The organism is Glycomyces endophyticus (assembly GCF_039531525.1).
Lineage (GTDB): Bacteria > Actinomycetota > Actinomycetes > Mycobacteriales > Micromonosporaceae > Glycomyces > Glycomyces endophyticus.
Genome location: NZ_BAAAQF010000004.1, coordinates 55,564 through 77,416, shown reverse-complemented (window position 1 = coordinate 77,416; position 21,853 = coordinate 55,564). Strand labels below are relative to the sequence as shown.

The window sequence follows — 21,853 nt, the reverse complement described above, 5'->3', positions numbered from 1 at the left end:
CCCGCCGGCCTCAGCCGTCTCCGCTGCGGGAACCGGAACCGACGGCGGGACAGTACCCTTGGCGGATCGCCTCCCCCCACCTCGAAGGGTCCTGAATGGACGCTCCGCGCACGGCCGCCGCCCTCGGAATCGACTTCGGCACCCACAACACGGTCGCCGCGGTCCTGCGCGGCGACGGGCGGCGGCACCAGATCCTCTTCGACGGGCATCCACTCCTGCCTTCAGGGATATACCTCGATCACGATGGTTCGATCCTGGTCGGCCGCGACGCCGCGAGCGAGGCCCGCCGGTACCCGCACCGCTACGAGCGCAACCCGAAACTCCGCCTCGACGCGCCCTCGATCCTGCTGGGGGACAAGGAGGTCCCGGTCCGAGACGCGGTCGCCGCCGTCATGCGCCGGGTCCTCGCCGAGTGCGGTGCGGTCGCGGGCCCGCCCAGGTCGGTGACGGTCACCGTGCCGGCCGCGTGGGGCCCGGCCCGCCGCCACCTCGTGAGCGACGCGGTGACCGCGGCCGGCGGCCCGGCACCGGTCCTGCTGCCCGAGCCGGTCGCCGCGGCCCGGTACTTCGCCGAGATCCTCGGCCACCGCGTCGAGCCGGGCCGGGCGGTCGTCGTCTACGACCTCGGCGCGGGCACGTTCGACGCCAGCGCGGTCGCCGCGACGCCGGAGGGCTTCGAGGTCCTCGCGGTCGACGGCTCCGACCGCGTCGGCGGCCACTACCTGGACCAGGCCCTCGTGGACCACCTCGGCGACCGCTTCGCCGGCACCGAGGAGCGCGCGGCCGCGTGGCGGTCCCTCGTGGACCCGAACGCGGGCACCGAGACGCTGCGGGCCCGCTTCGCCCTCTACGACGAGGTGCGCGAGGCGAAGGAGCGGCTGTCGCGCCGCTCGACGACCGAGGTCGTCGTCCCGGGCTTCGCGGCGGACGAGCTGCTGACGCGCGCCGAGCTCGAACTCCTGGCGCGCCCGCTCCTGGCCCGGACCGTGGCGATCACGAAGGCCGTGGTCCGCGAGGCGCGGCTCGCTCCCGAGCAGGTCGCGGGCATCTTCATGGTCGGCGGCGCGAGCCGGATGCCGCTGGCGGCCACGATGATCCACCAGGAGCTCGGGATCGCGCCGACGATGATCGAGCAGCCCGAACTCGTGGTGGGCGAGGGGGCGGTCGTCGAGCCCGCGGCCGCGGCCCGTACGCGTGTCGCACCGGTCTACGCGCCCGCGGCCGTGTCGCAGGTGCAGGCCCCGCCGCCGTCCTCCCCGCCCGCGAGGCCCGCCGCGCCGCCGCCCGCGACGCCGACCGCGGTCCTCCCGCTGCCGCCGCGCACCGCGAGGCGGCCCGCGATCCTGCCGGTCCTGCTGCTCGTGGTCGCGGTGGTGCTCCTCATCGCGTCGGGTGCGGTCCTCGCCGACCTGGTCGACCGCGGCGGCGCGGCCGCGGACGACGACCTCGCGACGACCGCGGAGGCCGTCGAGACCACCGCGGACGAGTCCGAGGCGACCGAGTCGAGCGCGGCGCCGTCTCCCTCCGACCCGCCCTCGCCAGCCGATTCGGGGCCGATCCTCGGCACCGTCTACTGGGACTGCCCCGACACCAGGGAGTACTGCCGCACACAGGGCGGCAGGCCGGGCATCCGCGGCGAGGCCGGCAGCGCCGATGCGATCGGGTACGCGGAGGTGGGCGCGGTCTACGAGCTCGTGTGCTTCACGACCGCCGAGCTCATCACGCCCCGCGGCGACGAGGAGGAGGGGTACTGGGACTACCACCCGGGCAAGGACGCCTCCGACGTCATGGTCGAGGTCGACCTCGGGGGCGGGGACTCCGGGTTCATCCCGTTCGTGTGGCTGGTGATCGACCCGGCCGACGTGAACTCCCTCGGCGGCCTGGCCGAGTGCTGAGCCCGGGCGGGCGGCTCGCGCCGCCCGCCCGGACCGCGTCACGCCGCCGCGGGCGCGGGTTCGGCGGCCTGCGGCGCCCCCTTCTTGTTCAGCCACAGGCTGTCCACTGCGAGCAGCCCGCCGCCGGAGAACCCGATGGCGATGGAGGCGGCGGCGAGCACAAGCACGTACTCGTATCCGCCGTCCCTCGAGAAGAACCCGCCGTCGAGGTGCACGAAGTACATCGCGCCGAGCATCACGCCGGCGAGGGCGAGCCCCACCAGAGGTAGGAGCGCTCCCAGTATGAGCAGCGCGCCGCCGACGAGTTCCGAGAGGACCGTGAAGTAGGCGGACAGCGTGGGTGCCGGGATACCCATGCTGGCGAAGCCCTCCGCGGTCGCGTCGATGCCGCCGGTCCACTTCTGCCAGCCGTGCGCGATGAAGACGATGCCGAGCACCACCCGCCCGATCAGCAGTCCGACGGGTTGGAGTCTTGCGATCATATTGCCTCCCATGAAAGGTCGCCGCCCGTGCCAGGCCGTCGCGGGATCCGGACGGCGGTCGGCGCGACCCGGGCGGGCATAGTTGATTTTTCAACTAACCCGGGGAGCATATCAACAAATATAGAGTTATGTAAATATTAAGCGCCTTCAGAAGACTGCGCCGATTTGCGCGCTCTATCCCCGGGCGCAATGAAGGGCGGCAGGAGTACTCTGCCGCCCTTCACGATCCGTCTACTCCCGCGAGGCGCGGCCCGCCGCGTACTCGGCGATGAGGTCGAACGGCTTCCCGATGTCGTCGCTCATGAGCTTCTGCACCAGGACGTGCTCGGTGCCGTCCTGCGTGACGATCCTCGCCTTGTAGCTCATGCCCTTGAGCTGCTCCATGTGCCGGACCTCCTCGGTCGGCAGCCACAGCGCCGCCGCCCTGACGAGCCCCTCGACGGAGCCGCACTCCTGCATGACCTGCTTCAGGCGCTGCTCGCCCTCCTTGGCCCGCGGGTCGATCGGCAGGAACGCGAAGCCCGTGGTCGCCACGAACAGGTGCCGCTTCTCGCCGTTCAGCTCGACCACGTCGGACGCGGCGATGATCTTCGCCTGCGCCGCCGCGTGCGAGGCCGCGGTCGTCCTCCCGCTGGAGACCGCCAGCGCGAGGTCGATCCCGCGCGCCGCGAGGACCCCGCGGGCCGCCTCGCCGTCGGCGTCCGCGTCGAACAGCGGCGCGGTGAGCTCGTCGAGCGCGACCGGCTCGCCGTCCTTGCCCACCTGGCGCATCGGCCCGTCCCACGACAGCTCGAACCGCAGCGCGCCGGAGTCGATCGCCGCGGTGGCGACGATCGCCTGGACGCCGTCGCGCGGGAAGTTCGCCGCCTCCAGCTCCTGCCACAGCACCTCGCCGCGGCCGTCCTTGACCTCGGCGATGAGGGCGTCGAGGCTCGCCTTGCCGGGTCCGAGCACGCGCTCGACGGCCCGGAACGCGGCGTCGGCGCGCTTGCGCTGGGCACTGCCCACCGTCCGCTGGCACAGCTCCGACCACGGGACGCGCTCGACGCCGGGGGAGATCCATTCGGCGTCGACCCGCTTGGCGACGGCGTCGAAGTCGGCGAGCAGACCGGCCGCCGGGGCCTCGTCGCCCGGCTGCGGCTCCCCTGGCGCGCCTTCGAGGGCCGCGACGCGGCTCGCGATCGACGGGTGGGTGTCGAGGCGCTGCGTCTCGCTCGGCAGCGGCTGCTCCCGGAGCTCGGCGATCTCGCCGGCGCGGCCCTCGCGGAAGGACGCGAACCCGCCGAAGAGGTCGTCGGGGACGAGCTTCTCGGACGCGCCGAGGAGCATGTACTGCTGCTGGAACCGGCTCCACGCCGCGGCCATGACCGGCAGCTCCCGGAACGCGGCCCGCGTGTTCTCGCCGCCGGTGAGCCGGGCCGCCACCTGGTCGGCCTCGAACTCCTGGGCCCGGCTGACGCCGGCCTGCACCGTGAAGAACAGCGCCGCATAGGCTTTGAACAGCCACGTCACGGGGTTGAAGCGCCGCCCGGCGAACGCGTCGAGCATCAGCCGCACGGCCACGTGCCCGCGGTAGGCGACCGCGCCGAGCCTGGTGTGCGACTGCGAGTAGTGCCCGAACTCGTGGCCGATGACGGCCCGGAACCTGCCTGTGTCGAACGACGCCAGGAGCGGCAGCCCCACGATCAGGTAGCGGCGGCCGCCGACGAGGCCGAGGGCCTTGGACTCCTCGCTGACGGCGGCGTTGAACTCCGCGTCCACGAGGATCTCGTCCGGCCCGCGCGTCCCGGCCGCCTCCGCGGAGGCCTCCGCGAGGGCCCACAGGCCCGGCGCGTCGTTCCGGCTCAGGCGCACGCCCTGGGGCGGGGACGCCTTGTGGCGCAGCGCCCGCCACAGTGCGACGAGCACGGCCACGGTGATGCCGAGGCCGATGCCGATGACCTCCACGCTGGCCCGGCTGCTGCCGAACCGCGAGACGGTGTACACGGTCCCGGCCGCGACCGCGGCGACGATGACCAGTGCGTAGAGGTAGAACCCGCCGAGCAGCGCGACCGACACGGCCGCCCGCAGCACGGGGGGCTTGCTGGAAGAGGGGCGATTATTGGTTGTATCCGAGGGACTCACCAGGAGGATGCTAGTGAATCGTCCTCAGTGCTCTCCACCGGATTCCCCTTCGGTCATCAGTCGGCCGCCGCACGGTGCAGATCCACTCCGCGCTCGGCCAGCGCCTTGCGAACCGCGTCGGGGTCGGGCACCGCCGCGAACAAGGGCGCGATGATCTCCTTGGGATCGAACGGCCGCCCGTCCCCGGTGGCGAGCCCGGTCCCCTCGCCCCATCGCACCTCGAAGCGCATCTCCTGCGAGCGCATCGCCGCGAGCGCCACCATCGAGGCCAGGCCGCCCGCGGGGAAGCCCCGCCGGTCGAGTTCCAGGAACAGCGCGTCGCGCCGCCCGCCGTCGATCTCGATGAGCAGCCCTTCGAGGCTTGCCCGCGAGGTGCCGAGGAGGTTGCCGATCACCTGGTAGGACCGGGCCGCGCGGTCGCAGTGGTGCCGGTGCTCCAGCCGCGCGGCTGCCTGTTCCCAGGAGCCGCGTACGGTGCGGGGCGCCGTCCACATGGCGTCGACCGTCGCCGCGATCGCCTGAGGATCGGCGAAAAGTCCCAGCGCGGGGGTCTCGTCGCCCGGCCAGAGGCCGCCTGGCGCATCGAGCACGGCCGCCACCCGGCGCGCGAGCGACGGCCAAGGGTCCCTCCAGCCGGTGCGGTTCGACAGCGGTTGGGCGCGCAGGGCCGCCCGCCGCTCCGGCACCGCGTCGAGGAAGCGTGAGAAGGCGTCCACGACGTCGAGCGGGAGCAGTCCGACGTGGGTCGCGGGATGCAGATGGGTCTCGTCGAACTCCCTCCCGAGCCGGTCCAGCACCGAAATCTCGGTGATCGTCGACCAGGTGTTCGCCCCGCCCGCGAATCGGGCCGCTGCCTGGTCGCCGACGAGCACCCGGGCCGCGCTGATCCGTGAACTCGCCGCGAAGCACAGCGCCGAATACGGCCACAGCAGCAGATTGAGCGGGTTGAGGTAGTACTTGGTGAACACGATGTTCAGGTAGCTGTGCCAGACCGACACCCGTATCTCGTGCGGCAGGGACAGCGAGGTCGCCCTACCCGCCAGGTGGGATGCCAGGAGCGCCCGGAACTGGCCCGTCGTGCGCGGTGTGAAGATCTGGAGTCCGATCAGGAGCGTGTAGTGCGCGCTGCCGCGCCGTCCCTCCCGCTGCGAGGAGAGCGACGGGAGATGGTCGACGAGGAGCGTGTCGGGCACCCTGCCGCCGACTGCCGTGGCGGTCTCCTCGATCAGCGCCCACAGCTCCGGGGCCTGCTCGCGGCTCACCGGTTCGCCTTTCAGCGGCTCGTAGAGATCGCGGCGCGCCGCTACCAGGGGCATCAGCAGCGCCACCGTGACGGCGGTCCCGCCCAGCAGGGCGACGGGCACCGGCAGGCCCGAGTCCCGAATGACCGGTGCGAAGAGCAGACCGAGCAGCGCGGCCGACAGGATCGCCCAGGGCACGAATCCCCATTGCAGCGCCAGGCACAGCATGCATGCGAGCTTCGAGGCGGGACGGGGCGGGCGGGGTTGCAGTTGTGTTGAGGGGCTCACGTCCGAATCGTAGACGAGCCGTCCTCAGTGGCGGCGGACCGCCTCTTCTACCAGCTGCAATATGCGGGTGATGTCCAGATCGTCCCGGCCGGTGGCGAGGTAGCGGACGAGGCCGTCGTACATGAGCTGGAGGAAGCCGGCGAGGACGTCGATGTCGATGTCGGTGCGGAGGACGCCGATGCCGCGCTGGTGCTCGAGGCGCTCGCGGCTGGCCTCGGCGATGGCCTCGCGGCGGCGGCCCCAGGCCTCGGCGAACTCGGGGTCGGTGCGCAGGCGGCGGGCCACTTCGAGCTGGGTGCCGAGCCAGCCGGAGATCTCGGGTTTGTCGGCGCCGGCCGTCAGGTCCTGCATGACGCCGACGAGGCCGCGCTCGGCCACGGTCGCGGCCATCTCGGCGGCGTCGACCGAGGCGACGGCGAGGAACAGGGCGTCCTTGTCCCGGAAGTGGTGGAAGATCGCGCCGCGGGAGAGGCCGGTGGCCTCTTCGAGCCGCCGCACCGTCGCGCCCTCGTAGCCGTATTTGGCGAAGCACGAGCGGGCGCCGTCCAGGATCTGCTGGCGGCGCGAGTCGAGGTGTTCTTGGCTGACGCGAGGCACCCGGCAATCTTGCCACCTGGGATTGGCCGCGGGCCATGCAGTCGCCTACGGTTGTCCCCATGGACAGGCGCGGACGGCGGGGGAGCGGCGCATGAAGCTCAGTGACTTCTGGGACCGGATGGACGAGACGTTCGGCGCGGGGTACGCCAGGTCGGTCGCGGCCGACCTCAGCCTGGGGCAGCTCGGCGGGCGGACCATCGACCAGGCGCTCGCCGACGGCGAGAACGCCAAGGCCGTGTGGATGGCGGTGTGCCGGGCGTGGCCCGAGCGGATACCGGCGCGGCTGGTGCGGTAACCGGCGGATCCCTCGTCTTGCGAGATGCGCCGTGTTCGAACAAGCCGTTGTCCTACGTTGTCGGTGGGTGCGGCTACCGTATTCGACATGGCTAAGCAGACAGGATCCAAGGGAGGCGGGATGAATTCCGCTCAGGACAAGGCCAAGGCGCTCGATCTCGCGCTGGCCCAGATCGACAAGCAGTTCGGCAAGGGCTCGGTCATGCGGCTGGGCGAGAAGCCGAAGCAGAATGTCAAGACCATCTCGACCGGATCCATCGCGCTCGACGTGGCCCTCGGGGTCGGCGGTCTGCCGCAGGGCCGCATCATCGAGATCTACGGCCCGGAGTCGAGCGGTAAGACCACGATCGCGCTCCACGCGATGGCGAACGTGCAGGCCGAGGGCGGCGTGGCCGCGATGATCGACGCCGAGCACGCGCTCGACCCGATCTACGCCGAGAAGCTGGGCGTGAACGTCGACGACCTCCTGGTCAGCCAGCCGGACACCGGCGAGCAGGCCCTGGAGATCGCCGACATGCTGGTCCGCTCCGGCGCGGTCGACCTCATCGTCATCGACTCGGTGGCCGCGCTCGTGCCGCGCGCCGAGATCGAGGGCGAGATGGGCGACTCCCACGTGGGCCTCCAGGCCCGGCTCATGAGCCAGGCGCTGCGGAAGATCACCGGCGGTCTGAACACCACCGGCACCACGATGATCTTCATCAACCAGCTGCGCGAGAAGATCGGCGTCATGTTCGGCTCGCCCGAGACCACCGCCGGTGGTAAAGCGCTCAAGTTCTACGCCTCGGTGCGCCTGGACATCCGCCGGATCGAGACGCTGAAGGACGGCGGCGAGGCCGTCGGCAACCGCACCCGCGTCAAGGTCGTCAAGAACAAGGTCGGCTCCCCGTTCCGCCAGGCCGAGTTCGACATCCTCTACGGCATCGGCGTCTCCAAGGAGGGCTCGCTCATCGACATGGGCGTCGAGCACGGCATCGTCAAGAAGTCGGGCGCCTGGTACACGTACGAGGGCGACCAGCTCGGACAGGGCAAGGAGAAGGCCCGGGCGAACCTCAAGGAGAACCCGGACCTGGCCCTGGAGATCGAGAAGCGGATCAAGGAGAAGCTCGGCGTCGACGCCGCGGCCGCCGACGCCCCCGCCACGATCGAGGATGAGATTGCAGAAGCCCCGGTCGACTTCTAAGCCGAACGACCCGGAAGCGGCCCGGCAGTACTGTCTCGATCTGCTGTCGGGCCGGCCCCGGACGCGCACCGAACTCGGTGACGCGATGCGCCGCAAGGGCTTCGAGGAGCACATCGTCTCCGAGATCCTCGAGCGGTACGCCGAGGTCGGCCTGATCGACGACGCGGTCTTCGCCCGCGCCTGGGTCGAGTCCCGCCACCGCTCCCGCGGCCTGTCGAAGCGCTCGCTGGTCGGCGAGCTCCGCCGCAAGGGCGTCGACCCGGACTTCATCGACGCCGCCGTCGAGCAGGTCAGCGACGAGGACGAGCGCGAGGCCGCCCTGGAGCTGGCCCGCCGCCGGTACCGGTCCCTCGCGGGCCAGAGCGACGACGCCGTGCTCCGCAAGCTCGTCGGCATGCTCGCCCGCAAGGGCTACAACTCCGGCATCGCGATCCCGGTGGTCAAGCAGGTCCTCGCCGAGGCCGAGAGCGACGCCGCCGAGCTGCTGGACGAGGACGCCCACTTCGAGTAGCGGGCGGGGCCGGAGTGTTCCATCATCCGGAACGCGGCAGGTCGGTAAGGAGCCGTTAACGCGATCGACATACCATTGCCGCTGACGACGCAGCGCCGCGCCCGGTCCTCCGTTGCTCCTTACCTTTGCGAGGTACCCATGACCGAACCGAAACCCGTCGTGGTCATTGCCGACCCGCTCGCCCCCGCCGCGATCGAGGTCCTCTCCGGCGACTTCGACGTCCGGGAGATCGACGGTACGAACGTGGACTCCCTCCACGCCGCACTGGTCGAGGCCGATGCCGTGATCGTCCGCTCCGCCACCACCATCGACGCCGCCGCGCTCGAGCACGCGCCCAAGCTCAAGGTCGTCGCCCGCGCGGGCGTGGGCCTCGACAACGTCGACCTGCCCGCCGCCACCGAGCGCGGCGTCATGGTCGTCAACGCGCCCACCTCGAACATCGTGTCCGCCGCCGAGCAGGCCATCACGCTGCTGCTCGCCAGCGCCCGCCACATCGCGCGCGCCGACGCGTCGCTGCGCGCCGGCCGGTGGGACCGCAAGAAGTTCACCGGCGTCGAGATCCAGGGCAAGACCCTCGGCGTGGTCGGCTTCGGCAAGATCGGGCAGCTCGTCACCACCCGCATGCAGTCCTTCGACATGGACGTCGTCGCCTACGACCCGTACGCCCAGCCCGCGCTCGCCGCGAAGCTCGGCGTCCGCCTGGTCGACCTCGACACGCTCCTGTCGGTCGCGGACTTCATCACCATCCACCTCCCGAAGACCCCCGAGACCGTGGGGATCATCGGCGAGGACGCGCTGAACAAGGTCAAGCCCGGCGTGCGGATCGTCAACGCCGCCCGCGGCGGCCTCATCGACGAGGACGCGCTCGCCGCGGCGCTCCAGGACGGCCGCGTCGCCGCCGCCGGCCTCGACGTGTTCGTCAAGGAGCCCTGCACCGACTCGCCGCTGTTCGCGCTCGACAACGTCGTCGCCGCCCCGCACCTCGGCGCCTCCACCCGCGAGGCCCAGGACAACGCGGGCCTGGCCGTCGCCAAGAGCGTCAAGCTCGCCCTCTCGGGCGAGTTCGTGCCCGACGCCGCGAACGTGCAGGCCGGCGGCGTGATCAACGAAGAGGTCCGCCCGCTGCTGCCGCTCGCCGAGCGCCTGGGCCGCACGTTCAACGCGCTGGCCGGCTCGGCCGTCCAGTCGGTGACCGTGGAGGTCCGCGGCGACGTCGTCGCGCACGACGTGTCCGTGCTCCAGCTCGCCGCCTCGAAGGGCCTGTTCGTGGACGTGGCCGACTCGGTCACCTACGTGAACGCGCCGCTCGTGGCCGAGCAGCGCGGCGTCGAGGTCGGGCTGTACACCTCGCAGGAGTCGCCGGAGTACCAGACGCTGGTGACCCTGCGCGGCGCGATGGTCGACGGCCGGGGCCTCCAGGTCTCGGGCACCATCAGCTCCGGCCCGCACGGCGGCCCGCGGCTGACCGACATCGACGGGTTCGAGCTCGACATCGACCTGGACGGGTCGCTGCTGTTCCTGCGCTACGCCGACCGGCCCGGCGTCGTCGGCCTCATCGGCGGCGCGATCGGCGAGCTGAACATCAACATCGCCGCGATGCAGGTGGCCCGCAAGGCCGCCGGCGGCGAGGCCGTCATGGCGATGGCCCTCGACGCGCCGGTGCCGCACGAGGTGCTCGGCCGCGTCAAGGACTCCGTCGGCGCCACGGGCGCGAAGGCCGTGACCCTGCAGGACTGATCCGGGGCCCCGGAACAGGGGATCTCAGGACCGGTTCCATCTGCTGAGAGCCGTTCGTCGGAATGCGGGACGGGTGCGTTATGGTGAACGCACCCGCCCCGCATTCCCCGTCTCCGGACCGTGTACCGGACGGGTCCGAGTGCGCGGAGCAGCGGGGACACGACACCAGAGAGGCACCATGAGCAGGATCGCGGTCATCGCAGGCGACGGCATCGGGCAAGAGGTCATCGCCGAGGCGCAGAAGGTGCTCGCCGTGGCGCTCCCCGGCTACGAGTCGACCGAGTACGACCTCGGCGCGCGCCTCTACAACCGCACCGGCGAGGTCCTCCCCGACAGCGTGCTGTCCGAACTGGACGAGCACGACGGGATCCTCCTGGGCGCGATCGGCGACCCGTCGGTCCCGCCGGGAGTCCTCGAGCGCGGCCTGCTCCTGAAGCTCCGCTTCGAGTTCGACCAGTACGTGAACCTGCGCCCGAGCCGCCTGTACCCGGGCGCGACCTCGCCGCTGGCCGACGTCAAGCCCGGCGACATCGACTTCGTGGTCGTCCGCGAGGGCACCGAGGGCCTGTACACCGGCGCCGGCGGCAACCTCCACACCGGCTCGCCGGCGGAGATCGCCACCGAGGAGTCCCTGAACACCCGCTACGGCACCGAGCGGGTCATCCGCGACGCGTTCGAGCGCGCCCGCCGCCGCCGCGGCCACCTCACGCTCGTCCACAAGACGAACGTGCTCGTCCACGCCGGCGGCCTGTGGAAGCGGGCCTTCGACGACGTCGCCGCCGAGTACCAGGACGTGACGACCGAGTACCAGCATGTGGACGCGGCCGCGATGTTCCTGGTGAACCGCCCGCACACCTTCGACGTCATCGTGACCGACAACCTGTTCGGCGACATCCTCACCGACATCGCCGCGGCCGTCACCGGCGGCATCGGCCTGGCCGCGACCGGCTCGATCAACCCCGACCACACGCACCCGTCGACGTTCGAGCCCGTGCACGGCTCGGCCCCGGACATCGCCGGGCAGGGGATCGCCGACCCGGTCGCCGCGATCTCCTCCACCGCGCTCCTGCTGGAGCACCTCGGCCGCGCCGACGCCGCCGTCGCCGTCAGCGCCGCCGTCGAGCGCGAGCTCGCCTCCCGCGACAGCGGGACCCAGATCCGCACCGGCGAGGTGGGCGACCGAGTAGCCGCCGACGTCGCCGGACAGCTCAGCTAGACCCAAGCAACAGCTTCAGCGCCCGGCGGGCCCGCGCTCAACAAGCGCCTCGCCGGGCGTTTCTCCATGTCGTCTCCCTGATCCGAGCCTCCTGCCCGACCACCTGAACGAGCGGTAAGTTAGGCATCAGGACCAGTAGCGCCAAGCACACACTTGTGAATCCGAAGGACAGATCATGACCACCGACGGTCTTCCCGACCTGCGGCGCGAGCCGCACCCGAACCCGACCCCGGACGCCGAACGCGAGGCCATCCTCGCCGACCCCGTCTTCGGCACCGTGTTCACCGACCACATGTTCTCCCTGACCTGGACCGAGGGCCGCGGCTGGCACAGCGCCACCCTCAAGCCCTACGGCCCGATCACGATCTCCCCGGCGGCGGCGGTCCTCCACTACGCCCAGGAGATCTTCGAGGGCCTCAAGGCCTACCGCCACGAGGACGGCTCCCTCGGCCTGTTCCGCGCCGAGGCCAACGCCCGCCGCCTCAACATCTCCGCCACCCGCATGGCGATGCCGCACCTCCCCGAGGAGTGGTTCCTGGCGTCCATCCGCGAGCTCCTCGCCGTGGACGGCGCCTGGGTCCCCAGCCAGGACGAGGCCACGCTCTACCTGCGGCCGTACATGATCGCCTCCGAGGCGTTCCTCGGCGTGCGGCCCGCGAAGGAGTACACCTACCTCCTCATCGCGTCCCCCGCCGCCGCCTACTTCAAGGGCGGCCCCAAGCCGCTCACGCTGTGGGTCTCCGAGGAGTACAACCGGGCCGGACCGGGCGGCACCGGCGCCGCGAAGGCCGGCGGCAACTACGCCGCGAGCCTCCTGCCGCAGTCCGAGGCCATCGACCACGGCTGCGACCAGGTCATCTTCCTGGACGCCGTGGAGTTCAAGTACGTCGACGAACTCGGCGGCATGAACCTCTTCTTCGCGTACGAGAACGAGCGGGTGCTCTACACCCCCGAACTGGGCACCATCCTCCCCGGCATCACCCGCGACGCGATCCTCACCCTCGCCACCGAGGCCGGGTGGGAGGTCCGCGAGACGAAGTACTCGATCGACCGCTGGCGCGAGGACGCCGAGTCCGGCGTGCTCACCGAGGCGTTCGCCTGCGGCACCGCCGCCGTCATCACCCCCGTCGGCACCGTCAAGGGACGCAAGGGCAGCTTCACGATCAACGGCGGCGAGGCCGGCAAGTTCACCATGCAGCTGCGCCAGACCCTCCTCGACCTCCAGTACGGCCGCGCCGAGGACACCCACGACTGGATCACGAAGATCGACTGACCCGCCGCCGGATCGCGCGTCAGTCGCCTAGGCGACAGCAATCCCCGCATCCGGCAGAAAACCGGACAGACAACGGTCCCCTTCCCGTACCTTTGAGACCACGTGCGTCGAGGCTCGGGGAGGGGACGCGTTGGCAGAGGTCACCATTCGCCTGAACCGGCTCGGACTGGAGCGCGGCCGCATGTGGCAGGCCCTCCTCGCGGCCGTCGCCATCGCGCTCCCCGTCGCGGTGTGGCTCGGACTCGAACGCGCCCTTGGCGAATCGGTCCAGAACATCGGCGACGGCGACACCCTCTTCCTCCAGTCCTATCCCGTCGCCGGCGCCAGCCTCGAATACGAGCTGCCCGGCAGCGGCTGGACCAGCCCCGGCGTCCACTTCGCCGACCAGCGCCAGAACTTCGTGCTCGACCACCTCACCGCGTCCGTCGAGGTCGACTCCGGCGTCGACAGCCTCGAACGGCTCCTCGACCGCCGCGTGCAGCCCGTCATCGCCCAGAACGGCTACATCTACAACAACGTCCGGAAGTACGCCGACGAGGCCTCGGGCCTGTCCGGCTACCGCGCCGACATCATCGGCATCGACAGCGCCGGCTCGATCACCGTGGTCGGCAACGACAAGGGCGCCGCCGCCATCCTCGTCCTCATCGCCCCCGGCGCCGACCCCGCCGCGCAGGACGTCGACCCCGGACCGTACGTCGCCACGTTCGCACTGGAGGGCAAGTGACCGTCCGCACCGAGCGCATCGTCGTCGAGAGCCAGGGCGCGTTCATCCGCATCCGCCGGCCCGCGTACTGGCTGTTCGTCGCCTGCCTCGTCTACGGCCTCCTCGAGCTCGGCCGCGTCTTCTCGCCCGACTACGACGACATCGCGACCGCCCTGTGGGCCTCCATCGCCGTCAACGCCGTCCTCGCGGTCGTGTTCCTCCAGATCCTCTCCCGCCTGGACCTGTTCGAACGCGAACCGCCCACGGTTCGCGCCGCCGCGATGGCCTGGGGCGGCATCGTCGCCGTCGCGCTCTCGATGCTCTCCAACAACGCCGCGCTCGTCGTCCTCGCCGAACTCGCCGACGCCAAATGGGCCCGCACCTGGGGGCCCGCGATCATCGGCCCGGTCAACGAGGAGTGGCTCAAGGCCCTCGGCGTGGTCATGCTCGTCCTCATCGTCCGCGAGCACTTCGACCGCTCCATCGACGGCCTCATCTACGGCGCGCTCGTCGGCCTCGGCTTCCAGATCGTCGAGAACCTCACCTACGCCGTGAACTTCGCGGCCCTGAACCCCAACTCCGACATGGCCGGGGCCCTCACCGTCACCTTCACCCGCGTGCTCGTGGCCGGGCCGTTCTCGCACCCGCTCTACACCGGCGCGGCCGGCCTCGGCATCGCGTTCTTCGTGACCCAGACGCGGCGCCGCTTCGGCACCCGCCTCGGCGTCATGATCGGCCTGTTCGCGCTCGCGCTGGCCATGCACGGGCTGTGGAACCTGCCGATGCCCGACGCGTTCCCCGCCGGGCTCGCGATCCCGCTGACCTACGGCAAGGGCCTCATCATCCTGGGCCTGTTCTTCATGCTGTACCGGTTCGCGGCCCGCGCCGAGTGGCGCTGGTTCGTGACCACGATGTCCGACGAGGACGAAGCGGTCATCACCACCGACGACCTCACCGAGATGCGATCGCTCCGGTCGCGCCGCAAGGCCCGCAAGCGGGCCGAGAAGCGCTGGGGCAAGCACGCCTCGCAGCTGCTGCGCCAGCTCCAGCGCGAACTCGTCAACCTCGCCACGCTCGTCGCCCGCGACCAGCGCCGCGGCGAGCAGCGGCCCGACAGCCCCGACGTGGCCGCCGTCAAACGCAACATCACCGCCATCAGGACCGAACTGGACCAGGCGAAGGGCGCCGTCGGCGCCAAGCGGCGCTAGGACCGGCCCTAGCCCCCGAGGGGGGCCTTGCGCGGCTGCGGCACCCCGCCGGACCGCGGGGCCTGCTCGGCGGCCTGGCCGCTGGCGGACTCGCTCGGGGCCTCGGTCGGGGCCTCCGTCGGCGCCGCGCTCGTCGACACCGACTCGCTCGCGCTCGGCTCCTCCGTGGTGGGGGCCTCCGTGGTCGGCTCCTGCGTCGGCTCCCCGGTGGTGGGCTCCTCAGTGGGCTCCTGGGTCGGCTCCTCCGTGGTCGGCGGGTCCGTGGGGGAGCTCTCCTCCTCGGTGGGCCCGGGCGTGTCGCCCCCGCCGCCGATCGGCACCAGGTCGGGCGAGCGCCCGCCCGTGCCGCTGCCGGACCCGTGGCCGCCCTGCGGGGCCGATCCCGCAGGCGACCCGCTCGCGTCCGGCTCGGCCGCGTCGCCGCCGCGCGGCGCCTCCGCGGACGCGGCCTCCGTCGACTCGGCGTCCTGCCCGGTCGTGTCCGCGCCCAGGCCGAACCAGCCCTCGATGATGTCCGCGTCGTCGCCCCCGCCCATGCCGGGCAGGCCCGGGACGGGCTCGCCGCGCACCAGGGCGCCCGTGACCATCACCCCGCCCGCGACCGTCGCCACCGCGATCACCCCGATGCGCCGGAACCGTTTCGAGCGGCGCAGGTCGTACCCGAACGAGCGCACCGCGCCCCTGGTCTCGCGCCCGATGGCGCCGAAGAGTCCCACCTGTCCCCACCGTCCGTTCGTAAGCCGTCACGGGACTAACGAGGGACGCGACATCGGGTAACCGTCAGGTCACCCGTGCGGGGGTCATGCGAAAAGCCGAACCCGTTCGGGTCGGCGGCCGCTCAGAAGTCGCGCTTGACGGCCTTGACCAGCAGCCCCGCGAAGACCTCCAGGGCCGCGGGGTCCACGTCGGCCCGCGACGCCTCCAGCGCCGCCTCGGCCTCCGACGCCAGCGCCTCGATCCGGTGCTCGGTGTCGGCGAGCGCCCCGGTGTCCATGAGGATCGCCCGCAGCCGCGCCACGCCCTCGGCGTCCAGGTCCGGGTCCCCGAGGCTCGCGTCCAGGACCGCCCGCTGGTCGGCCCCGGCGGCCGCCGAGGCCCGCGCGACCAGGAACGTGTGCTTGCCTTCGCGCAGGTCGTCCCCGGCGGGCTTGCCGGTCTGCGCCGGGTCGCCGAACACGCCGAGCACGTCGTCGCGCAGCTGGAACGCCTCGCCGAGCGGCAGCCCGATCGCCGAGTAGTGCGACCGCACGCGCTCGCTGGCGCCCGCGAGCGACGCGCCGATGAGCAGCGGCCGCTCGATCGTGTACTTCGCGGACTTGTACCGGGCGACCTTCGCGGCCGTGGCCTCCGAGACGTCGCGGCGCACCTCGGACAGGACGTCCAGGTACTGGCCGGCGCTCACCTCGGTGCGCATCAGGTCGAAGTCGCCCCGGGCCGCGGCGACCTTCTCGAACGGCATCCCGGCCGAGCAGAACAGCTCGTCCGACCAGGCCAGGCACAGGTCGCCCAGGAGGATCGCGGCCGCGGCACCGAACTCGCCGGGCCGGCCCGACCAGGCCTCGGACTCGTGGAGGGTCGCGAACCGGCGGTGCACCGAGGGCGCGCCGCGGCGCGTGTCGGAGCCGTCGATGAGGTCGTCGTGCATGAGCGCCGACGCCTGGAGCAGCTCCAGGGACGACACGCAGGCCACGAGCGCGTCGGAGTCCGCCAGGCCCGCGCCGCGCGCGCCCCAGTACGCGAACGCCGGGCGCAGCCGCTTGCCGCCGCCGAGCACGAAGTCCCGGACCGCGTCGGCGTAGTCGCCGAGCCGTTCGTCGATGCCGCAGATGACCGCGGCCTGCCGGTCCAGGAAGGCCGCGAGGGCCGCGTCGACGCGCTCGTTGAGCTCCACGGGTCGAACGCTAGACGAGCACCGGCGCGTCCCACCTGTTGGGTGTCCTGGAATGCAGGTCAGGACACGTGTGTCAGAACGGTTACCGTTGGGTCATGACACTCGGGACGCCCAGCGTGATGCCGGTCAAGGCCGCCAAGATCGGCGACCTGCTGCGGTCGGGCGACCCCAAGTTCTCGTTCGAGCTGTTCCCCCCGCGCGACGAGCAGGCCGAGGGCGTCCTCTGGCGCACCATCCGCGACCTGGAGCGGCTCGGCGCCGACTACGTGTCCGTGACCTACGGCGCGGGCGGCTCCACCCGCCTCAAGACCGTCGACACGACGAACCAGGTCAACGCCGAGACGACCCTGCTGACCATGGCGCACTGCACTGCCGTCGACCACTCGGTCGCGGAGCTGCGGAACCTGATCGGCCACTTCGCGAACGTCGGGGTCCGCAACATCCTCGCCGTTCGCGGCGACCCGCCGGGCAACCCGCGCGCCGACTGGGTCCGTCACCCCGAGGGCATCCTCCACGCCCGCGAGCTCGTCGAGCTCATCAAGGAGTCCGGCGACTTCAGCGTCGGCGTGGCCGCGTTCCCCGACGGGCACCCGCGCGACGTCGACTGGGACACCGGCGTGCGGTACTTCGTGGAGAAGTGCCGCGCCGGGGCCGACTTCGCGATCACGCAGATCTTCTACGACGTCGAGGACTACCTGCGCCTGCGCGACGCCGTCGCCGCGGCCGGGTGCGACATCCCGATCGTCCCCGGCATCATGCCGATCACGAACATCAAGCAGATCGAGCGGTTCGCCGTCCTCACCGGCATGGTCTTCCCCGCGGCCCTCGCCGAGCGGCTGCGCGCCGTCGCCGACGACCGCGACGCCGTGCGCGACATCGGCGTCGAGGTCGCCACCGACATGGGCTCCCGGCTCCTCGCCGAAGGCGCCCCCGGACTGCACTTCACCACCCTCAACCACTCCCGCTCCACCCGCCGCGTCTGGCAGCACCTGCGCCCCTGACCTCAGGAGCACTGTCGGCCACCCGACCGAGGGATTGCGGTCACCGCGTCAACACGTAGAGTCCTCTTCTATGTTCGATGCTGCGAATGGGCGCCTGATGCCATCTGCTACAACAACACCCATGCGCACCCGAGTGCCCGCCGACTCCCTTGTAGGCCGGGTCATCCTCTCCACGCGGTTCAAGCCCGGCGCGGTCGTCGGCGTCGGACTCACCGCCAGCCTCTTCGTGCCCTTCTGCGTCCTCGCCGGCGGGCCGGTCGTCCTCATCGCCCTGCCGCTCATCGCGGTCACCGCGATGGCCGACGCCTCCTACACCCTCCTCGCGGCCCGCTCCACCAGCCTCTCGCGCCGCGTCCTCGTCCTCGAACCCCTCGCCGCCCGCCTCTCCGAGGCCTCCTGGCTCCTCGCCCTGTGGTTCCTCGGCGCGCCCGGCTGGGCCGTCGCCGTCACCGGCGCGCTCTGCTGGATGTACGTCCTCACCCGCCTGCGCGCCCGCCAGGTCGGCCTCAACGACCTCGGCATGACCACCCTCGGCGAGCGCTCGGTCCGCGAGGTCGTGGTCGCCCTCGGCCTCGGCGCCTGCGGCGTCATCGCCGTCGCGGGCGGCGGCCAGTACGCCACCTGGACCGAGGGCGTCGTCACGATCACCATCACCGCCTGGATGCTCCTGGCCGCCCTCGGGCTCCTCCAGCTCGTCATCGTCGTCTCGGCCGCCCTCCGCAACGACTGACGCGGGAATACCTCGCCTCAGGGCGGCGTTGACGGTCGAATGCGCTACGAGGACATCACCGACGACCAGATCGCCGCCTTCATCGAATCCGACGCCCGCGAGCGCCGGGTCCCCGAGGAGACCCAGCGCCTGCGCGACGCCGAGGAGATGCTCGCCAAGAAGGATCCGCACGCGGCCCTGAAGTTCCTGGAGCCGCTCCTGCGCGACCACGCCGACCACCCCGACGTCATGCTGCTCGCCGCGCGGGCCTACTTCAAGTCCGCGCAGCTGAACCGGGCGCTGGCGCTCACCGAGAAGCTGGTCGAGGCCAACCCGGCGGACTTCTACGCCCGCCTGCTCCTGGGCCGTACGCTCCAGCGCCTCGGCCGCAACGACGAGGCCCGCGGGCACCTGCGCCTGGTCGACGAGATCACCGAGTAGCCGCCCCCGCGGGCGGCGAGGCGCCGCCGCCCGTGCCGTGCGCATTCGAACACCGCATGACGCGGCGGCGAGGACTCCGGGTCGCGAACCGACAGGTTCGCGACCCTTTCTCATTGCTGCGCAAGGATTCCGCTGTCGGATGGGCGACAGTCGGCGGTGAATGGCCGATGTTGCGCGAAGTTGGGGGTTGGAAATGTCGTACCCCTGTGGTTCCATGTTTCTCGAACGCAAGTTCGAACAGGTTTAGGAGGCCACCATGGCTGCTTCCCGACCCGGAGCCACCCGATCAGCTTCGACAGTGTCGACCGCCGGCACCGGCTCGCCCCGACTCGTGCAGGCCGGCACCGTCTCGAACTCCCGGCTGCGCATCCCCGCCGACCAACTACCCAACCGGTCCCCGCTGCAACTGCTCGCGACGGCCCGCGCCGACCTCGACGACGCCGCCGAGCGCGCCCGTCCCGGCGAGCGGTACGCCGAGGCCCACATGGCCGCCCTGCGGGTCGCCGTCGCGGTCCTCGCGGTCCGCGCCGGAGACGCCACCGGCAGACGCCGCCCCGGCCGACCGTCGAGCACCTGGGAGCTCCTGCGCAACGTCGCGCCGGAACTGGAGGAGTGGGCCTCCCACTTCGCCCGCACCGCCCGCAAGCGGGTGCTCGCCCAAGCCGGCATCCCCGACATCGTCACCCCGGAGGAGGCCGACTCCATCGTCGCCGACGCCCGGCGCTTCCTCGACGTGGTGGTGAGGCTGCTCGGCTTCAGCGCGCTTGCGCGCTGAAGTAGAAGTGCAGTAGCGCGCTTGCGCGCTGAAGTAGAAGCACAGCAGTGCGCTCGCGCGCTGAATCGGAGGCGCAGCAGCGCGCTTTCGCGCCGAAGCAGCAGCGCGCTCGCGCGTCGCAGAAGACGCGCAGCAGCTCGCGCACCGAAGCGACACACGCCGACCGAACGGCTCAGTCCCCGCTCCAGCGAGGGACCGCCCGCCCGGACGGGCCCGCTGACGGCCCGCCCCGCCGGGTGACCCCGGCCGTGCCCGTCGATACGCGCGCGACCCGACCGACCCCGCGGTTATACGATTGCGGACAGTGCTCCACGCACCCGGCGCCCGAGCGGCGTCCGTTGATCCGCCAATCGCTAAGGGGTTTTGAGGCCGTGTATCGGACACACCTCGCCGGCACGCTGAGTGCCGCTGACGTCGACCAGCAAGTCACCCTCGCCGGATGGGTGGCGCGTCGCCGCGATCACGGTGGGGTGGAGTTCGTCGATCTGCGCGACGCCTCTGGCGTCGTCCAGGTCGTCTTCCGCGACTCGGAGGCCGCCGAGGCCGCCCAGCGCCTGCGCAACGAGTACTGCGTCTCCGTCACCGGCACCGTCGCGCGCCGCCCCGACGGCAACGAGAACCCGGACCTGCCGACGGGCCAGATCGAGATCAACGCGACGAGCCTCGACGTCCTCTCCGAGTCCGCGCCGCTGCCGTTCCAGATCGACGACCACGTCGACGTCTCCGAGGACGTGCGCCTGCGCCATCGCTACCTCGACCTGCGCCGCTCCGGCCCCAGCCACGCGATCCGCCTGCGCTCCAAGGCCAACCACATCGCGCGCAACCTCCTCGCCGAGGACGGCTACGTCGAGATCGAGACCCCGACGCTGACCCGCTCCACCCCCGAGGGCGCCCGCGACTTCCTCGTGCCCGTGCGCCTCCAGCCCGGCACCTGGTACGCGCTGCCGCAGTCCCCGCAGCTGTTCAAGCAGCTCCTCATGGTCGGCGGCTTCGAGAAGTACTTCCAGATCGCGCGCTGCTACCGCGACGAGGACTTCCGCGCCGACCGCCAGCCCGAGTTCACCCAGCTCGACATCGAGGCGTCCTTCGTCGACCAGGACGACATCATCGACCTGGGCGAGCGCATCGTCGCCGCCCTCTGGGCCGAGCTCGCCGACTACGAGGTCCCGCTGCCGATCCCGCGCCTCCAGTGGCACGACGCCATGGACCGCTACGGCTCCGACAAGCCCGACCTGCGCTTCGGCCAGGAGCTCGTCGAGCTCACCGACTACCTGCGCGGCACCGAGTTCCGCGTCTTCGCCGGTGCGATCGAGGCCGGCGGCTACGTCGGCGCCGTCGTCATGCCCGGCGGCGCCGCCCAGACCCGCAAGGAGCTCGACGGCTGGCAGGACTGGGCCAAGGCGCGCGGCGCCAAGGGCCTCGCCTACATCACCTTCAACGCCGAGACCGGCGAGCCGAAGGGCCCCGTCGCCAAGAACCTGTCCGAGGACCACCTCGCCGGGCTCGCCGACGCCGTCGGCGCCAAGGCCGGCGACGCCGTCTTCTTCGCCGCCGGCGCCGAGCGCCGCAGCGCCCAGGAGCTCCTCGGCGCCGCCCGCCTCGAGGTCGGCAGGCGCACCGGGCTCATCGACCCCGACGCGTGGGCGTTCTGCTGGGTCGTCGACGCCCCGATGTTCGAGCCCACTGACGACGGCGGCTGGACCGCGATCCACCACCCGTTCACCTCCCCGAACCCGGAGTGGGTCGACAAGTTCGAGACCGACCCCGGCAACGCCCTGACGTACGCCTACGACATCGTCCTCAACGGCAACGAGCTCGGCGGCGGGTCCATCCGTATCCACGACGCCAAGGTCCAGAGCCGCGTCTTCGACGTGCTCGGCCTGACGCACGAGGACGCCGAGGAGAAGTTCGGCTTCCTCCTCGACGGCCTCAAGTACGGCGCCCCGCCGCACGGCGGCATCGCCCTCGGCTGGGACCGCGTCTGCATGCTCCTCGCCAAGTCCGACTCGATCCGCGACGTCATCGCGTTCCCGAAGGCCGGAGGCGGCGTCGACCCGCTGACCTCGGCCCCGACGCCGATCACGCCCGAGCAGCGCGCCGAGGCCGGCATCGACTTCGTGCCCGAACCGGAAGCGGGTACCGACCCCGTTGCCTCTTAGCCCTACGATGGCGTAGTGCGCGGCCCGAGCCTCGGCTCGGGCCGCTCTCGTTCGATGTGCTCGGCTGCCCCTCAGCAACTTCCGATGGCAGGAGTCCCGTGGGCGGCGGCCGTGGTCTGATTACGGCT

20 protein-coding genes are annotated in these 21,853 nt (G+C 71.7%); 14 read left to right on the top strand and 6 right to left on the bottom strand.

From position 1 onward, the window contains the following. The first annotated feature begins 95 nt into the window (after nt 1-95). Nucleotides 96-1,895 carry an Hsp70 family protein gene (locus ABD419_RS03585; RefSeq protein ID WP_344481822.1) on the top strand — a complete coding sequence of 600 codons (1,800 nt, stop codon included), beginning with the start codon at nt 96-98 and terminating at the stop codon, nt 1,893-1,895. 38 nt (nt 1,896-1,933) lie between these two features. Here ABD419_RS03585 and ABD419_RS03580 read toward each other — a convergent pair whose 3' ends face one another. The 4 genes from ABD419_RS03580 to ABD419_RS03565 all read right to left on the bottom strand — a co-directional run bounded on the left by ABD419_RS03580 (nt 1,934) and on the right by ABD419_RS03565 (nt 6,627). Next, nucleotides 1,934-2,377, bottom strand: coding sequence for a DoxX family protein (locus ABD419_RS03580; protein ID WP_344481820.1), 444 nt, complete (start codon nt 2,375-2,377; stop codon nt 1,934-1,936). Between the two features lie 231 nt (nt 2,378-2,608). After that, on the bottom strand, nt 2,609-4,450 hold the full coding sequence (locus ABD419_RS03575; RefSeq protein ID WP_344481817.1) for a M48 family metalloprotease: 1,842 nt from the start codon (nt 4,448-4,450) through the stop codon (nt 2,609-2,611). Between the two features lie 107 nt (nt 4,451-4,557). After that, a complete protein-coding gene (locus ABD419_RS03570; protein ID WP_344481815.1) occupies nt 4,558-6,030 on the bottom strand; it encodes a hypothetical protein in 1,473 nt (490 codons plus the stop codon). A gap of 24 nt (nt 6,031-6,054) precedes the next feature. Next, nucleotides 6,055-6,627 (bottom strand): TetR/AcrR family transcriptional regulator, encoded by a 573-nt coding sequence (locus ABD419_RS03565; protein WP_344481813.1) that lies wholly within the window; start codon nt 6,625-6,627, stop codon nt 6,055-6,057. 91 nt (nt 6,628-6,718) lie between these two features. Here ABD419_RS03565 and ABD419_RS03560 point away from each other — a divergent pair, with 91 nt between their 5' ends. From ABD419_RS03560 to ABD419_RS03525, 8 genes are all read left to right on the top strand, one after another. Continuing rightward, entirely contained in the window at nt 6,719-6,922 is a 204-nt protein-coding gene (locus ABD419_RS03560) for a DUF3046 domain-containing protein (RefSeq protein ID WP_344481811.1), read from the top strand. Nucleotides 6,923-7,042: 120 nt separating this feature from the next. After that, nucleotides 7,043-8,101, top strand: coding sequence for a recombinase RecA (gene recA, locus ABD419_RS03555; protein ID WP_091054299.1), 1,059 nt, complete (start codon nt 7,043-7,045; stop codon nt 8,099-8,101). After that, nucleotides 8,070-8,612 carry a regulatory protein RecX gene (locus ABD419_RS03550; protein ID WP_344481806.1) on the top strand — a complete coding sequence of 181 codons (543 nt, stop codon included), beginning with the start codon at nt 8,070-8,072 and terminating at the stop codon, nt 8,610-8,612. Before recA ends, ABD419_RS03550 begins: the two co-directional genes overlap by 32 nt. 138 nt (nt 8,613-8,750) lie before the next feature. Then, nucleotides 8,751-10,349: a phosphoglycerate dehydrogenase gene (serA, locus tag ABD419_RS03545; RefSeq protein ID WP_344481804.1), complete on the top strand. Its 1,599-nt coding sequence runs from the start codon at nt 8,751-8,753 to the stop codon at nt 10,347-10,349. Nucleotides 10,350-10,527: 178 nt separating this feature from the next. Further along, entirely contained in the window at nt 10,528-11,565 is a 1,038-nt protein-coding gene (locus ABD419_RS03540; RefSeq protein WP_344481801.1) for a 3-isopropylmalate dehydrogenase, read from the top strand. 175 nt (nt 11,566-11,740) lie between these two features. Next, on the top strand, nt 11,741-12,838 hold the full coding sequence (locus ABD419_RS03535; RefSeq protein WP_344481798.1) for a branched-chain amino acid aminotransferase: 1,098 nt from the start codon (nt 11,741-11,743) through the stop codon (nt 12,836-12,838). A gap of 130 nt (nt 12,839-12,968) precedes the next feature. Beyond that, nucleotides 12,969-13,562, top strand: coding sequence for a hypothetical protein (locus ABD419_RS03530; protein WP_344481796.1), 594 nt, complete (start codon nt 12,969-12,971; stop codon nt 13,560-13,562). Then, nucleotides 13,559-14,749, top strand: a complete 1,191-nt coding sequence (locus ABD419_RS03525; protein ID WP_344481793.1) for a PrsW family intramembrane metalloprotease — start codon at nt 13,559-13,561, stop codon at nt 14,747-14,749. The genes ABD419_RS03530 and ABD419_RS03525 overlap by 4 nt, the downstream gene beginning before the upstream one ends. 8 nt (nt 14,750-14,757) lie before the next feature. Here the strand turns inward: ABD419_RS03525 and ABD419_RS03520 are convergent, their stop codons facing one another. Together ABD419_RS03520 and ABD419_RS03515 are read right to left on the bottom strand one after the other, a co-directional pair. After that, nucleotides 14,758-15,465 carry a hypothetical protein gene (locus ABD419_RS03520; RefSeq protein WP_344481791.1) on the bottom strand — a complete coding sequence of 236 codons (708 nt, stop codon included), beginning with the start codon at nt 15,463-15,465 and terminating at the stop codon, nt 14,758-14,760. A 122-nt stretch (nt 15,466-15,587) separates the two neighbouring features. Next, entirely contained in the window at nt 15,588-16,640 is a 1,053-nt protein-coding gene (locus tag ABD419_RS03515) for a polyprenyl synthetase family protein (RefSeq protein WP_344481789.1), read from the bottom strand. Between the two features lie 95 nt (nt 16,641-16,735). Between ABD419_RS03515 and metF the strand changes: the two genes are divergently transcribed. From metF to aspS, 5 genes are all read left to right on the top strand, one after another. Further along, nucleotides 16,736-17,641 (top strand): methylenetetrahydrofolate reductase [NAD(P)H], encoded by a 906-nt coding sequence (gene metF, locus ABD419_RS03510; RefSeq protein ID WP_344481786.1) that lies wholly within the window; start codon nt 16,736-16,738, stop codon nt 17,639-17,641. A gap of 121 nt (nt 17,642-17,762) precedes the next feature. Next, nucleotides 17,763-18,371 carry a hypothetical protein gene (locus ABD419_RS03505; RefSeq protein WP_344481784.1) on the top strand — a complete coding sequence of 203 codons (609 nt, stop codon included), beginning with the start codon at nt 17,763-17,765 and terminating at the stop codon, nt 18,369-18,371. Nucleotides 18,372-18,410: 39 nt separating this feature from the next. After that, entirely contained in the window at nt 18,411-18,791 is a 381-nt protein-coding gene (locus tag ABD419_RS03500; protein ID WP_344481781.1) for a tetratricopeptide repeat protein, read from the top strand. A gap of 256 nt (nt 18,792-19,047) precedes the next feature. Next, nucleotides 19,048-19,566 carry an SAV_6107 family HEPN domain-containing protein gene (locus tag ABD419_RS03495; protein ID WP_344481779.1) on the top strand — a complete coding sequence of 173 codons (519 nt, stop codon included), beginning with the start codon at nt 19,048-19,050 and terminating at the stop codon, nt 19,564-19,566. A gap of 371 nt (nt 19,567-19,937) precedes the next feature. Continuing rightward, entirely contained in the window at nt 19,938-21,725 is a 1,788-nt protein-coding gene (gene aspS / locus ABD419_RS03490; RefSeq protein WP_344481777.1) for an aspartate--tRNA ligase, read from the top strand. Nucleotides 21,726-21,853 lie beyond the last annotated feature (128 nt).

What these genes read in the sequence shown, in the direction of transcription:
- ABD419_RS03505 (WP_344481784.1), top strand. Translation starts at nt 17,763, where the DNA reads ATGCGCACCCGAGTGCCCGCCGACTCCCTTGTAGGCCGGGTCATCCTC.
- ABD419_RS03500 (WP_344481781.1), top strand. Translation starts at nt 18,411, where the DNA reads ATGCGCTACGAGGACATCACCGACGACCAGATCGCCGCCTTCATCGAA.
- ABD419_RS03550 (WP_344481806.1), top strand. Translation starts at nt 8,070, where the DNA reads ATGAGATTGCAGAAGCCCCGGTCGACTTCTAAGCCGAACGACCCGGAA.
- ABD419_RS03540 (WP_344481801.1), top strand. Translation starts at nt 10,528, where the DNA reads ATGAGCAGGATCGCGGTCATCGCAGGCGACGGCATCGGGCAAGAGGTC.
- metF (WP_344481786.1), top strand. Translation starts at nt 16,736, where the DNA reads ATGACACTCGGGACGCCCAGCGTGATGCCGGTCAAGGCCGCCAAGATC.
- ABD419_RS03560 (WP_344481811.1), top strand. Translation starts at nt 6,719, where the DNA reads ATGAAGCTCAGTGACTTCTGGGACCGGATGGACGAGACGTTCGGCGCG.
- ABD419_RS03535 (WP_344481798.1), top strand. Translation starts at nt 11,741, where the DNA reads ATGACCACCGACGGTCTTCCCGACCTGCGGCGCGAGCCGCACCCGAAC.
- ABD419_RS03580 (WP_344481820.1), bottom strand. Translation starts at nt 2,377, where the DNA reads ATGATCGCAAGACTCCAACCCGTCGGACTGCTGATCGGGCGGGTGGTG.
- ABD419_RS03495 (WP_344481779.1), top strand. Translation starts at nt 19,048, where the DNA reads ATGGCTGCTTCCCGACCCGGAGCCACCCGATCAGCTTCGACAGTGTCG.
- recA (WP_091054299.1), top strand. Translation starts at nt 7,043, where the DNA reads ATGAATTCCGCTCAGGACAAGGCCAAGGCGCTCGATCTCGCGCTGGCC.
- ABD419_RS03585 (WP_344481822.1), top strand. Translation starts at nt 96, where the DNA reads ATGGACGCTCCGCGCACGGCCGCCGCCCTCGGAATCGACTTCGGCACC.
- serA (WP_344481804.1), top strand. Translation starts at nt 8,751, where the DNA reads ATGACCGAACCGAAACCCGTCGTGGTCATTGCCGACCCGCTCGCCCCC.